The 12,823-nt window shown below is 70.5% G+C and carries 11 protein-coding genes and 1 pseudogene; 7 read left to right on the forward strand and 5 right to left on the reverse strand.

Annotation, left to right across the window (positions count from 1 at the left end):
• Positions 1-51: 51 nt before the first annotated feature.
• Positions 52-867, forward strand: a complete 816-nt coding sequence (locus ABIE45_RS09015) for a hypothetical protein (RefSeq protein ID WP_192706401.1) — start codon at positions 52-54, stop codon at positions 865-867.
• Positions 868-911: 44 nt separating this feature from the next.
• On the opposite strand, the gene ABIE45_RS09020 is transcribed toward ABIE45_RS09015, so the two are convergent.
• The 4 genes and pseudogenes from ABIE45_RS09020 to croR form a co-directional block, all read right to left on the reverse strand.
• Entirely contained in the window at positions 912-1,289 is a 378-nt protein-coding gene (locus tag ABIE45_RS09020) for a hypothetical protein (protein ID WP_192706402.1), read from the reverse strand.
• Positions 1,290-1,616: 327 nt separating this feature from the next.
• Positions 1,617-2,174 (reverse strand): annotated as a pseudogene (locus ABIE45_RS09025) (TonB-dependent receptor domain-containing protein); the annotation flags it as partial.
• 25 nt (positions 2,175-2,199) lie between these two features.
• Positions 2,200-2,964 carry an RNA methyltransferase gene (locus tag ABIE45_RS09030; RefSeq protein ID WP_192707331.1) on the reverse strand — a complete coding sequence of 255 codons (765 nt, stop codon included), beginning with the start codon at positions 2,962-2,964 and terminating at the stop codon, positions 2,200-2,202.
• 73 nt (positions 2,965-3,037) lie between these two features.
• Positions 3,038-3,511, reverse strand: a complete 474-nt coding sequence (croR, locus tag ABIE45_RS09035; RefSeq protein ID WP_192706403.1) for a 3-hydroxybutyryl-CoA dehydratase — start codon at positions 3,509-3,511, stop codon at positions 3,038-3,040.
• 188 nt (positions 3,512-3,699) lie between these two features.
• Between croR and ABIE45_RS09040 the strand changes: the two genes are divergently transcribed.
• The 3 genes from ABIE45_RS09040 (at position 3,700) to ABIE45_RS09050 (ending at position 6,187) form a co-directional block, all read left to right on the forward strand.
• On the forward strand, positions 3,700-4,305 hold the full coding sequence (locus ABIE45_RS09040) for a cation transporter (RefSeq protein ID WP_192706404.1): 606 nt from the start codon (positions 3,700-3,702) through the stop codon (positions 4,303-4,305).
• 8 nt (positions 4,306-4,313) lie between these two features.
• Positions 4,314-5,165, forward strand: a complete 852-nt coding sequence (locus ABIE45_RS09045; RefSeq protein WP_192706405.1) for a metallophosphoesterase — start codon at positions 4,314-4,316, stop codon at positions 5,163-5,165.
• Positions 5,166-5,305: 140 nt separating this feature from the next.
• On the forward strand, positions 5,306-6,187 hold the full coding sequence (locus tag ABIE45_RS09050) for a transporter (protein ID WP_192706406.1): 882 nt from the start codon (positions 5,306-5,308) through the stop codon (positions 6,185-6,187).
• Positions 6,188-6,344: 157 nt separating this feature from the next.
• On the opposite strand, the gene ABIE45_RS09055 is transcribed toward ABIE45_RS09050, so the two are convergent.
• Positions 6,345-7,790, reverse strand: a complete 1,446-nt coding sequence (locus tag ABIE45_RS09055) for a saccharopine dehydrogenase NADP-binding domain-containing protein (RefSeq protein WP_192706407.1) — start codon at positions 7,788-7,790, stop codon at positions 6,345-6,347.
• Between the two features lie 454 nt (positions 7,791-8,244).
• Here ABIE45_RS09055 and ABIE45_RS09060 point away from each other — a divergent pair, with 454 nt between their 5' ends.
• From ABIE45_RS09060 to ABIE45_RS09070, 3 genes are all read left to right on the forward strand, one after another.
• Complete coding sequence (locus tag ABIE45_RS09060; RefSeq protein WP_192706408.1) at positions 8,245-8,421, forward strand: hypothetical protein; 177 nt, start codon at positions 8,245-8,247, stop codon at positions 8,419-8,421.
• Between the two features lie 102 nt (positions 8,422-8,523).
• On the forward strand, positions 8,524-9,228 hold the full coding sequence (locus ABIE45_RS09065; protein ID WP_192706409.1) for an invasion associated locus B family protein: 705 nt from the start codon (positions 8,524-8,526) through the stop codon (positions 9,226-9,228).
• Between the two features lie 176 nt (positions 9,229-9,404).
• On the forward strand, positions 9,405-12,776 hold the full coding sequence (locus ABIE45_RS09070) for a hypothetical protein (RefSeq protein ID WP_192706410.1): 3,372 nt from the start codon (positions 9,405-9,407) through the stop codon (positions 12,774-12,776).
• The last annotated feature ends 47 nt before the right edge of the window (positions 12,777-12,823 follow it).

Here is a 12,823-nt window from a genome sequence, read left to right on the forward strand (position 1 = left end):
GTTCTTTAACCACGCCGGCCACAGGATCCAGATCTCCAAGGATGCGGCCCGATGCGCAAGACCGTTCGAGCAGCCCTGTGCGGGCTCGTCCTGCAGGCTGCCGCATCTCTGGGCGTCGGACCGGCAAGTGCCGGCGACTGCCGGGCTCAGGCCATCGACGTTCTGAAAGCCGCGTCGTCGAACGGTTACGCCGTGTTCCGCACCGTCAAGGACAAGGCGTTCTTCCGCACCTGGCTCGATTGCGACGATGCCCAGTACGGCTTGCCGACGGCCGTGCACGAATCGGTGCACCTGATCACCGCGGACGGGGACGCCTATCCGCTCGTCGGCGGGGGCGCGGTGAAGCGCCCGGCCGAAGACGGGGCCCTGCTCGCGCCGGCCAGGATCGCGCGGCTATTCCGGTCCAGCCTGTTCGTGGACACGTATCTGCGACCGAAAGGCGCGACCTCCGCGGTCGACTTCCGCTACCTGCTCGACGAACTCAACGCCTACACGCACGACCTGGACACCGCGATCGCGCTCAGCGATCGGCGCGATCCGGATGTCCAGCGGCACCATCGGGACGGGTTGGCGGCGCTGATGAGCTTCGTCGCGCTCTACGTCGAGACTGCCGAGAACGACCCGGCCGCCTGGTCCGCGCTGAAGCGCCCCGGGACTGCGGCCGCTGTCTCGACCCTCTGGACGCAGGCCGAGCACACGATGGTCGCGTCCTGCCGGATCCCGGATTTCGGCGACGAGGACAAGGATTTCCTGGGCAAGCTGTGCGTGATGCGGACGCAAGCCGCGCTTGGGCGTTTGCTCGGTCGCGCCCCCATCTGCCCGAAGGCGTGCCTGAATACGGGATCGAAAACGGCCAGCCGCGATTGAGCGGCCGGCCGAGAACGGCGGCGCGAGGCCGGGGCAGGCTGGGCTCAGTTGCAGCCGCAGCCGTGATAGTAGTTCTGCACACTGTTGGTGTGGATGTACTGTGCCGGCAGTCGCTGCACGCTGTACACGTTGACGTTGCGGATCACCGGCACCGTATGATGATGAACGCGCGTGACGGTATGGACGCGCACGATCGGGCGGACACGCGTGACATTGTAGATGGGACGCGTCTTCTGAACGTAGTGCGTGCGCTGAACGTCCCGATACTGCGTCCGGTTCGAGACCTGATTCACGGTCCTGACGCGGTAGCCGGGCGACACCGGGCCGCAGCGGTGGCAGCCGGCCCGCGCATCGTCCGCAGTCCCGACGAAGGCCAGAGCCGCGATCAAAGCGGCGCCGGCGGCCGTGATGGTGCGCATCATCATTGAATTCCTTGCTCAAAACGACGTCAAATCCGCCGTAGCAAAGGCAAATCCGCGGACCAAGCCGAATCCAAAAATCTACGTATTGTTTTTGGGGAATTAAGTTGCCGGCCTCTCAAGACGGCGCACTGGATTGTCCGCTGCCTGCCTCCGACTGCAGGCTGGATCCAGACTCTTTCTCGGCTCGGCACCATTTCCATCGATCGATGAGCGGTGCGGGCGCCGGCATGGACGCGCCGTGCGGCCCGTCAACCCGTGCGGTCTTCCACGATCGAAAAGGAGCTGCATCGTCCGCGGCTCATCAGCTTCTGCTCGTGGGCTCCGGTGTCAGTACTTCCGGATGATCGGCTCCGGCGTCATCGGCACCGGATCGGCCCCGAACCTGTATGTCAGGCCGGCATAATTCGAGAGCGGCGGCGCCAGGGTGGTCGTGCGCGGATCGTTGATCGAGAGGTTGCCGGCCACCGCACCCTTCTCCGCGAAAGTCCCGAAGGTGGCGTAGCGGTTGTTCGTCAGGTTGGTGATCCGACCGAAGATCTCCAGGTTCTTGGTGACCTGATATTTCGTGGTCAGGTTCAGCACGTAGTAGGCCGGCAGCTTGCGGTTCAGGTACGACTCGTCGCCGCGGAAATAGGACGACGTGAAGGCAGAGACGTTGAGGCCGAAGCGCCAGTTCGGCGTGATGCTGTACTCGAATCCGGTCTTGATCTGGTGGTCCGGGATCAGCGGGATCTTGTCGCCCGGCCGCACGCGGATGCCGCCGTTCGGGATCACGTCGCCGCCCACGGCGCCGCCGGCCGCCCCGGCGCCGGCCAGCGGGTCGTTGGGCGACCAGAGCGTCGCGTGGAACTGGAAGGTGGCGTCGATCAACCCGTAGTGCGACCATCCCGGCTGCGCGGTGGTCGATCCGTCAGGCGCGGTCGAGCCGTCCCTGGGCGCTGGCGATGGCGTGCAGGGCGATACCCGCTGCAGTAGCGACGTTGAGCGAGTCGAAACCGGCCGCCATCGGGATCCGGACCGGGCGCGCCCGGCCGAGCGTCGCCGCGTCGAGGCCCGGTCCCTCCGTGCCGAGGATCAGGAGTGCCCGTGCCGGCACGGCGCCGTCCTCGAGGGTCTCGGCGGCCCCCGGGCTGAGCGCCAGGGCTTGAAGCCCGAGGGCTTCCGCAACCTCAAGCCAATCCTGCCCTGCGGAAAGGCGCGCGAAAGGCTGGATCAGCGCCGCGCCGGCCGAAACGCGGATGCTCTTGCGGTAGAGCGGATCGCAGCTGCCCGCGTCGAGGAGCACCGCGTCGGCCCCGAAGGCGGCGGCGTTGCGGAAGGCGGACCCGACATTGTCGTGGTTGGTCAGCCCCGAGAGGCCGAGGACGAGGGCCGGCGCCGGGGGCGGCGGCACGATCGTGGCCGCGTCCGGCTCCGCGCCCCGCACGCCAATCGCCAGTACCCCGCGGTGGATCGGGAAGCCCGTGACGGCACTCATCACGGCCTTGGCGGCGCAGTAAACCGGCGGCGGGTCCGGGCAGGCGGCGATGGCGTCGGCCAGTCCTGGCCAGCGCTCCGGCGCGAGCAGGACCGATTCCGCGCGGAAGCGGCTGCGTCGGCTCAAGAGCAAGCGCAGGGTCACCTCGCCCTCGGCGATGAAGCGCCCGGCCCGGCCGACGAGGTCGCGCTCGCGCATCCGCGTGTAGGCGTCGAGGCGCGGGTCGTCCGGATCGGCGATCGTCTCCGGGACCGCCTCGGTCGCCGCCACCTCAGCCCTGCGCGCGCTCGGTCCGGCTCGCGAGCGGGTCGGCCTCGGCCTTGGTCGGCACCTTCACCAGCGCCTCGCCGTCGAGGACGGTCTCGCCCGCCACCGCGCAGCGGCAGGCGAGCCGGGCGCGCCGCCGCTCGGGCATCAGCTCGGCGACCGTGACGGTGACCTCGACGACATCGCCGATGCGCACCGGCGCGCGGAAGTTCAGGGTCTGCGAGATGTAGACGGCGCCCGGTCCGGGCAGGCGCGTGCCGAGCACCGCCGAGATCAGCCCCGCCGTGTACAGGCCGTGGGCGATGCGCGTGCCGAAGGGCGTGCGCGCCGCGAAGTGCTCGGAGAGGTGGATCGGGTTGCGGTCGCCGGTGATCTCGGCAAAGCCCACCACGTCCGAGGAGGCGATCGTCTTCGACAAAGTCTCGGACAGCCCGACCTCGAGATCCTCGAAATAGAGCACGCGCAATTCGGGCAGCATGGCTCGGCAGACCTCCGGTTCCCGCCGGTCGCCCGTCTCGCGCGGCCGGCTCCCGCAACCGCCTCGCACGATCCCGGCGCCGAATCCACCCGGACAAAGGCGCAAGATCCCTGAACTTTCTTGAGCGGCGGGCGCAGATTTCTCAACAGGCCTCGACAGGCGGGCGGGCGTCGGCGAAGACGCGCGCCGTGATCGCCGATGATGCGCAGCGGGCCGAGCCGCCCTCCCTCCGTCCGGTCGTCGCCCGCGTGGCGGCGCTCAATCTCGGCTACTTCGGCATCGAGATCGCCGTGGCGCTCGCTATCAGCTCCGTGGCGCTGATCGCCGACAGCCTCGACTTCCTGGAGGATGCGGCGATCAATCTGCTGATCTTCGCGGGCCTGGGCTGGAGTGCGCGGAACCGCGCGCGGCTCGGCACCGCGATGGCGGGCATCCTGCTCCTGCCGGCGCTCGCCGGCGCCTGGGCGGCCTACGCGAAGGCCTCCGACTTCGTGGCCCCGGCGGCGCTGCCGCTGACCCTCACCGGCCTCGGCGCGCTGGCGGTGAACCTTACCTGCGCGCTGATGCTCGCCCGGCACCGCTCCGGCTCGGGCAGCCTGACCCGGGCGGCCTATCTCTCGGCCCGCAACGACGCCTTCGCCAACCTCGCGATCATCGCGGCCGGGCTGGTGACCGCCCTCCATCCTTCACCCTGGCCGGATCTCGTCGCCGCGGCCGGGATCGCCATCCTCAACGCTGACTCTGCCGCCGACATCCTCCGGGCCGCCGCGGCCGAGCGCCGGGCCGCCGGATAACGACACCCATGCGCATCTTCCCGATCTCTGACCTGCACCTGGAGCGGCGGCGCCTCGACCTGATCGCGCCGCCGGCCGAACCCTTCGACCTTCTAGCGTGCCCAGGCGACCTGTACGAGGGTCACCCCGAGCGGGGGCTCGCGGCGCTGCTGCACCTTGCGCAGGGCCGGCCGATCGTGCTGGTGCCGGGCAACCACGAGCGCTACGCCCCGACCGGCGACCCGCGCACGGCGCCCGAGCTGCTGGCGGCCCTGGAGGCGGAGGTCACCCGGGTAAACGGACTCGGGGCCCGCATCCATCTGCTTCAGCGCGCGCAGAGCTGCGTCATCGACGGCGTGCGCTTCATCGGCACCACCCTGTGGAGCGATTGGACCCTCGCCGGGCGCTGGCTCACGGCCGAGACGCCCGATCGCCCCGAGGATCCGGTGGCCTACGCGGCCGCGCGCATGACCGATCCGGTCACCGGCTCCCGCGAGTATCGCGGATCGATCCGCAAGGCCGACGGCTCCCCCTGGCAGCCAGCGGACGCGATGGCGGCCCACCGGATCGAGCGGGCGGCCCTGCACGAGGCTCTCCGGATCGCCCATGACGGCCCGACCGTGGTCGTGACCCATCACCCGGCGAGCCCCCTGGCGGCCGACCGGTTTCGGGACGCGCCCGGCGTCCCCTGGTGGGTGCCGGCCTTCTACGCCTCCACGGTACTCGACGACCTCGCGGATCCCGAGCGGCCGGGCCTGTGGATCTCCGGCCATTTCCACGCGGGTCACGATATGCGGATCGGCCGGTGCCGCTGGGTCGCGAACCCGGTGGAGGGGGCGACCTACCGGCCCGATCGCGTCGTTGTCATCGACGGCGAGTAGTTTAGTCCCGCTTCGTCCCATCGAAATATCGATCCCGTGTCGTTCCACACAGCTTGGCTGTAACGGCGGGATTTGGGCGCTCCGGATGTGCGTCCAACCCTGATCAGCCCCGGATGTCGGGGCTTTGGTTCGGGAACCTCATGGCCGGATTTAGCCTGACGACACGCGGGATCGCGGCGGCTGTTCTTGCCGTCTACGGAGCCCTCGCTACGACGGATGTGCGCGCCGGGTCCGCGGCTCAGCCCGGCCAAACCGTCGGGCTTCCGGTCGGCGCCCAGCTCCCGGTGGGCTTGTACTTCGTGAACCTGTCGAGCTTCGGTACGCGCAGTACGCACCCGCGCGACTCCTCAACGAACGTCAACCTACCGACCTTCGCGTGGTCGACCCCCTGGGACATCGCGGGCGGGCGCCTGCAGTTCTTCTTCACGCAGCCGGTCGCGGCGGCGAGCAGCCGGGGCGCGCCCTATCAGAGCGGGATCGGGCAGCAATTGCTGGCCGCCCAGCTCCCCTGGGATCTCGGCGGTGATGTCGGCGTCAGCTACCTGTTCGGCGGCTATCTGCCGATCCAGACAGGGTTTCTCACGCAGTCGGCCTCGCTGACCCACCGCTTCGCGACGAGCTACACCGGCCAGGACTGGAACCTCACCGCGAACCTGCTCTACGGGATCTTCCTCGACCCGCGCTCGCCGGCCGGCACGCTCTATCCGGACTACCTGAACCTCGACCTGACGGCGACGCGGAAATTCGGCAAGTGGCAGGTGGGCGCGGTCGCGTTCGGCTCCACCGACCTGCCGACCCGCGTCGTCGGCTACCGTCCACAGGGGCAGATCGCGGTGGGCGGTCTCGTCGGCTATAATTTCGGGCCGGTGAACCTGCAGGCCTACCTCACCCGCGACGTGGTCGCGTGGAACTACGGCGGCCGCGAGATCCGCGGCTGGCTGCGGGCGATCGTGCCGCTGTACCAGGATTCGGCCGAGGTCGAGCCGGGCCGCACCCTGGTGACCCGGCGTCAGGCCGAGTAGGCGTGCCCGTCCTGGTTGCCCCAGCGTCGTCTTTCCGGGGCGCCGCAGGCGAGCCCGGAATCCAGAGACACCGCGGCCGCCGATACGAGTCGCCTCGGCGTGTCTGGATCCCGGGCTCCGCTCCGCGGCCCCGGGATGACCTGTTGGCGCCGGACCCTCAGCCGTGCACCAGCACGTTGCGGAACTGCCAGGGATCGCGGGTGTCGATGTCCTCCGGAAACAGGCCGGGGCGGTCGGTCAGCGGCGTCCAGTCGGTGTAGACGCCCACGACCGGGCCGAGATACGGGGTCTGGACTTCCAGGCAGCGGCGGAAATCCATCTCGTCCGCCTCGACGATGCCGGCCTCTGGGTTCTCCAGCGCCCAGACCATGCCGGCGAGCACCGCCGAGGTCACCTGCAGGCCGGTGGCGTTCTGGTAGGGTGCGACCCGGCGGGTCTCCTCGATGGAGAGCTGCGAGCCGTACCAGTAGGCGTTCTTCTTGTGGCCGTAGACGAGCACGCCGAGCTCGTCGATCCCGTCGACGATCTCGGTCTCGTCGAGGATGTGGTGCTGCTCCTGCACCTTGGCGGCATTGCCGAACATCTCGTGGAGCGACAGCACCGCGTCGTCGGCCGGGTGGTAGGCGTAGTGGCAGGTCGGCCGGAACACCGGCGTCTCGCCGTCGCGCACCGTGTAGTAATCGGCGATCGAGACGGCCTCGTTGTGGGTCACCAGGAAGCCGAACTGCGCGCCGGCGGTCGGCACCCAGGTGCGCACCCGCGTGTCGGCGCCCGGCTGCAGCAGGTAGATCGCGCAGCGCGAGCCCTTCTCCTGCTCGCGGGCATTGGCGGGCTTCCAGGTCTCATGGGTGCCCCAGCCAAGCTCGGCCGGCTGGTTGCCTTCCGAGACGAAGCCCTCAACCGACCAGGTATTGACGAAGACGCCGCGCGGCTTCGGCGTCTTGGCGCGCTGGGTGTCCCGCTCGGCGATGTGGACGCCCTTCACGCCCAGATCCTTCATCAGGCCGGCCCACTCGGCCTTGGTCTTGGGCTCCGGCCGCTGCAGGCCGGTATCCTGCGCGATGTTCAGGAGCGCCTGCTTGACGAACCACGACACCATGCCGGGATTGGCGCCGCAGCAGGAGACCGCGGTCTTGCCGCCGGGCTTCTGCGCGCGGGCGTCGAGGATGTCCTGGCGGAGCGCGTAGTTGGTGCGGTCGCCCTGGCTCTTGGACTTGTCGAAATAGAAGCCCGGCCAGGGCTCGGCCACGGTGTCAATGTAGAGGGCGCCGAGTTCGCGGCAGAGTTCCATGATCGCGCGCGACGAGGTGTCGACCGAGAGGTTGACGCAGAAGCCCTGACCGCCGCCTTCGGTGAGGAGCGGGGTCAGCACGTCGCGGTAGTTCTCCGGGGTCAGCGCGACCTTCTCGAAGCGCAGGCCGTGCTTCCCGGCCAGCGCCCGGTGTGTGTCGACCGGATCGATCACCGTGAAGCGGGTGCGGTCGTACTCGAAGTGCCGCTCGATGAGCGGCAGGGTGCCGCGGCCGATCGAGCCGAAGCCGATCATCACGATGGGACCGGTGATCCGGCCGTGGATCGGGTGACGGGTCGGCTGGTCGGTCATGCGGGAGGTCCTCGGTCGGGCGGACAGGTCGTGAATCCGCGGGTTCTGGCTGGCGGGCGGGTTATGGCGCGCATGTGACAGGGCGGCGACAGGCCCGCGCAGGCGGGGCCGATACGGCCCAGGGTCCGAGTCGCCGGAAGCGCGCTCAATGGCGGCTCAGCCGCCGACGGTCAACCGCGCCGCAGCGTCGGCTCGTGCTTGGAATCGGCACTGCGGACCGAAAGCAATGCAGCTCAGTCCATCGCGGATGCTGTGCCGGAAGCTGCACCAGAAACTGTTAAGCTTCCTTTGAACATCCCGGAGTCGGGCATGAGTTCGGCGCATGCGTCATGCGCGTCCGATCAGATGGCAGGCGCCGGCTGCAGGTCTCATATTGCAATGCAACAAGGCCGCCGAGACGGTCGCGCGATAGGGGTTTGCGGAAGCGCTCGAGATCTCGATTTCGGAGTCCGTCATGCTCGCGCTCATCACCTCTCGGATCCCCGGTCCGGCCACCGAGTCCGCCGACCGCGATCCCGGCTTCCTGACCCTCGTGTTCGCCGTCGCCCGTGCCGTCCGCACCGGCAGCGAGACTGCCTTCGCCCGACGCTGTGCGCTGGCCCGCGCTGTCGGCGGCCCGAACCCGCTCTGACGGCATCACGACCGCGCGTCGTGCATGCCTCGGCGATTGCGTCCCCCCGGCTTGGGCATTAGGCGGCACTGCCGCTCTCTGGCCACGGGGGATCGTGATTCCATGTCGACACTTCGCGCGCTGGTACGCGTCAGCCTGATCGGGACGCTGGCCCTGGCCGGCTCGACCCTGTCGCTGCGCGCTCAGGATGCCGAGCCCGAGGCGGCTCCGCCCGCCGACGCGCCCGCGCAGGCCCGTCCCAAGCCCCGTCCCAAGCCCGCGCCGAAGCCGGCGGCCAAGTCCACGCCGGCCAAGCCCGGCCCGGCCGAGGCCGCCGCACCGGCGGCGACGCCCGCGGCAGCGCCGGCCCATGCCGCTTGGCCTACGGGTGCCAGCACCGTCAGTGAGAGCTACGGCGACTGGACGATGACCTGCACGCGTCCCGGCGAGAAGGTGATCTGCATCGTGGCGCAATCGCAGGGCGATTCGCAGACCGGGCGCCGCAAGTTCGGTTTCGAGCTCCAGACGCCGGCGAACGGCCGGTCCGAGGGCATCGTCCTGATGCCGTTCGGCCTCGCCATCGAGCCGGGCGTGACGTTCAAGCTCGACGAGCAGACTCTCGGCAAGGGTGCGCCCTACACGGCCTGCAGCCAGGACGGCTGTTTCGTGCCGATCAGCTTCCCGACGCTCGCCCTCGACGGCATGCGGACCGCCAAGAAGCTGATCGTGACCGGCCAGAAGTCGGGCAGCTCCGATCCGGCCGCGATCACGGTCCCCCTCGAAGGCTTCGCGCAGGCCTTCGATCGCGCCGTCGCCTTCAGCGGCTGAGGATCGGCGCGCCCGTGATCCCGGGCACGCCCGCGGCGACCGAGGCGGCGTTCCGGCCGATTTTCCCGATACGGTTAAGGCAGCGTTAGCCGCGCTGCCGCAGGATCCCGCTGTGATGTGGCGCCGCGCGCTGCGGCCCCACTGGTGCCGCGCGCCGGGATCGGATCGGCGAGGCAATGGGATCGGAGGGCGGGCGCCCCTGCATCGGTCGTGGGTTCGGCGTGCGGCTCCTGCGCATGTCGCTGCCCGTGCTCGCCCTTTTGGCGTCGGTCGATCCGTCGCTGGCCGCCAAACTGATCGGCGCCAAGGGCAGCGAGACCGGCAGCGGCGCGGGCGGCTACGGCCGGATCGTGCTCAATTTCGACAAGCCTGTTTCGGTCAAGGCCAAGCTTGCGGGCGGTGTCCTGCTGGTCGGCTATGGCGAGCACGTCGCGCAGGGACCGGAGCATCTGGCCGACGAGATGCCGGCTTACGTGTCCAGCGTCCGCCGCGATCCCGACGGGACCGGCCTGCGGGTCGCCCTGCAGAGGCCCTATCGGATCAATGTGCAATCGGCCGGTGAGCGCGTGTTCGTCGATCTGTTGCCGGAGGGCTGGTCAGGCCTTCCGCCGCCGTTGCCGCCGGAGGTCGTCGCCGAACTCGCGCGGCGGGCCAGGGTGGCCGAGGAAGCCCTCAAGGCGCGCATACCCGAACCGGTGCGCAAGCCCCTGTCCCTCGAACTCGCCCGGCTTCCGACGCTGACGCGTCTGTCGCTGCGCGTCCCGGCGGAAGCCGTGACCACCGTGACCAGCGAGGGACCGGTGACGCGGCTGCGGGTCGTCGGAGCCTGGACCATCGATTCCGGCGAGACCCGCGGACGACCACGTCCCGGAATCGCCAAGCTGGCAACCGAGACCGATGCGACCTCGGCCAGCCTCCTGGTCACGCCCGAAGACGGGTACACGATCGGCACGGAGCGGGAGGACGGGGCTCTCGTCCTCGACGCGGTCCGTCGGAAGCCGCCCGAGCCGGTCAAGACCGTCGTCGAGGTTCCCGGGCCGACCGCGCAGCCGGCCGCCGCGGCTCTGCCCGGTCCCGCTCCGGTGACGCCGAGCCGCGCGGAGGCGCCGGCGGTCCGGAACCTGTCGCCCGAGGCGCCTCCGCGGCGCCAAGCCGGGTCCGGTCTCGTCTTTCCGTTCCAGTCCCTGCCGCCGGCACTCCTGTTCGAGCGCGGCGGCATCGCCACCCTGGCGTTCGAGACCACCGAGCAGGTCACCCTGCCGACGAGCAGCCAGGGGCTGGTCCCGCTGGGCCCGCCGTCTCGGACCGGGCCGCTGACGGTGCTGCGCTTCTCGGTTCCGCAGGGGCGCCTGGTCGACCTCAACGCGGTCACAAAGGGGAGTGGCCTCGGCTGGGAGCTGTCGGCCGGTGATACGCTGAGCCCGAGCGACAGCCTCGATCCCGTACGCCAGCCCGACCCCTCGGGCCGCGTCGCCGTCTCGCTCGGCCTGCCGCGGCCCGGCTCGGCGACATGGCTCGATCTCGATGGCGAGCGCGTCGCGGTGGTCACCTCCGCGGCGCGGCGCCCCGTCGGCAATCCGAAGAGCCGCCGCTTCGTCGATTTCGAGATCCTGCCCAGCCGGCACGGGCTGGCGGTGCTCGCCGGGGCAGACGACCTCGCGGTACGGCCCGAACTCGATGCCGTGACGATCGGGCGGGAGGGCGGTCTCGCCGCCTCGGCAATCGCCCGGAAGGCCGAAACGGTTCTCGCCGAGGCGGGGACCCTCGCCATCGCGCGGGAGGCCTGGGAGCGGGCGCGGGCCGGAAACGTGCGCGAGACCCTGCGCGGATTGGCCAACGCGGCCTCCGCGGCAACGCCTGCCGAGCGCGGCCCTGCCCGCCTCACGCTCGCGCGCGCCGATCTCGCCAACGGTCTCGATTTCGAAGCCCTTGCGGCTCTCGAGACGGCCGCGTCCGACGATCCGCTGCTCGCGGCCCAGCGCGACACCGCTGTCCTGCGCGGGATCGCACTCGTCCGGATCGGGCGGACCGCCGAAGCCCTGAAGGCACTGAGTCTGCCGACGCTCGCCGACGACCCCGAGGCCGCCCTATGGCGGGCCATGGCGTCGGCCGGATCGGGAGACTGGAAGGCCGCCGAGAACGGCTTCCTCAGGGTTCTGCCGCTCGCGAACGGCTACCCCGCCGATCTCGCCCAGCAGATCCGCGCCGCCGCGGCGGAATCGGCGATCGAGACCGGCGACGCCGAGACTGCGGCGGCTCGCGCGGAGGATGCGCGCGATCTGTCGCCGTGGATCCGCGACCGGCTGGCCCTGGTCCGCGCCCGCGCCGCGGAAGCCACCGGTCAGACCGAGGCGGCGCTCGACGCCTATACCCGCCTGGAGGGCACCGCACTGCGCCCGGTCTCGGTCGAAGCGAGCCTGCGGGGCGCGCTCCTGGCCCGGGCTGCGGGCAAGCTCACGTCCGACGCCGCAATCGAGCGGCTGGAACGCATCGGCCTGACCTGGCATCGCGGGCCGATCGACGAAGCCATCACGGCCGGCCTCGCGCGTCTCTATCTCGCGGCCGGCCGCTGGCGCGATGCCTTCACGACGGTGCGCCGAGTGAACGCGTTCGCGCCGAATGCGCCCGCCTCGGAGGCCCTCACGCGCGACGCGCAGGCCGCCTTCGAGGACCTGTATCTCACCGACAAGGGCGACAGCCTCTCGGGGGTCGACGCCGTCGCGCTGTTCTTCGACTTCCGCGAGATGAGCCCGATCGGGCGGCGCGGCGACGAGGTGGTGCGGCGTCTGGCCGATCGTCTGGTCGAGCTCGACCTGCTGGACCCGGCCGCCGACCTCCTCAAATACCAGATTGACAACCGGCTGACCGGACCGGCCCGCTCGGCCGTCGCGGCGCGGCTCGCCACGGTGCGGCTGATGGACGACAAGCCCATGCAGGCGCTGCAGGTGCTCGACGCCACCGATCTGCCGGAACTCCCGCGCGAGTTGAAGCGCGCCCGCGGTCTCGTCCGCGCCCGCGCCCTGTCGGATCTCAGCCGCACCGATCTCGCGCTGGAGACGATCGAGGACGAGAGCGGCCCCGACATCCAGCGGCTGCGCGCCGACATCTACTGGGGGGCCCGCCGGTGGCGCGAGGCCGGGGAGGCGCACGAGGGGCTCCTCGGCGACGCGTGGCGGTCGGGCCAGCCTCTGGACGAGACGGCGCGTTCCGATGCCGTGCGCGCCGCGATTGCCTACGATCTTGCGGGCGAGGTGATCGGCCTGGAGCGGCTGAAGGCGAAGTTCTCGGAAGCCATGGCAGCGAGCCCGGACGCGCGCACCTTCGCGCTGCTCACGGGCGCCAACCCGACCCTTGCCCCGGGTTTCCGCGCCATCGCGGCCCGCGCCACCAAGGCCGAGACCCTGTCGGCGTTCCTGGCAGAGTACCGCAAGCGCTACCCGGACGCCGCGACGCCCGAGCGCGGCAAACCGAACGCCGCGGGCGGCCAGGAGCCGTCGGGCGCCGAGCAGCAGAGCAGCGCCGCGCCGGCCGGTTCGCCGCCGGGTTGAGCGGCACGGCGGGAGCTCGCAAGGGATACAGGGCGATCGCGGGCCCA

The organism is Methylobacterium sp. OAE515 (assembly GCF_041806315.1).
GTDB classification, from domain to species: Bacteria; Pseudomonadota; Alphaproteobacteria; order Rhizobiales; family Beijerinckiaceae; genus Methylobacterium; species Methylobacterium tardum.

What these genes read in the sequence shown, in the direction of transcription:
- ABIE45_RS09015 (WP_192706401.1), top strand. Translation starts at nt 52, where the DNA reads ATGCGCAAGACCGTTCGAGCAGCCCTGTGCGGGCTCGTCCTGCAGGCT.
- ABIE45_RS09020 (WP_192706402.1), bottom strand. Translation starts at nt 1,289, where the DNA reads ATGATGCGCACCATCACGGCCGCCGGCGCCGCTTTGATCGCGGCTCTG.
- ABIE45_RS09030 (WP_192707331.1), bottom strand. Translation starts at nt 2,964, where the DNA reads ATGCGCGAGCGCGACCTCGTCGGCCGGGCCGGGCGCTTCATCGCCGAG.
- croR (WP_192706403.1), bottom strand. Translation starts at nt 3,511, where the DNA reads ATGCTGCCCGAATTGCGCGTGCTCTATTTCGAGGATCTCGAGGTCGGG.
- ABIE45_RS09045 (WP_192706405.1), top strand. Translation starts at nt 4,314, where the DNA reads ATGCGCATCTTCCCGATCTCTGACCTGCACCTGGAGCGGCGGCGCCTC.
- ABIE45_RS09050 (WP_192706406.1), top strand. Translation starts at nt 5,306, where the DNA reads ATGGCCGGATTTAGCCTGACGACACGCGGGATCGCGGCGGCTGTTCTT.
- ABIE45_RS09055 (WP_192706407.1), bottom strand. Translation starts at nt 7,790, where the DNA reads ATGACCGACCAGCCGACCCGTCACCCGATCCACGGCCGGATCACCGGT.
- ABIE45_RS09060 (WP_192706408.1), top strand. Translation starts at nt 8,245, where the DNA reads ATGCTCGCGCTCATCACCTCTCGGATCCCCGGTCCGGCCACCGAGTCC.
- ABIE45_RS09065 (WP_192706409.1), top strand. Translation starts at nt 8,524, where the DNA reads ATGTCGACACTTCGCGCGCTGGTACGCGTCAGCCTGATCGGGACGCTG.
- ABIE45_RS09070 (WP_192706410.1), top strand. Translation starts at nt 9,405, where the DNA reads ATGGGATCGGAGGGCGGGCGCCCCTGCATCGGTCGTGGGTTCGGCGTG.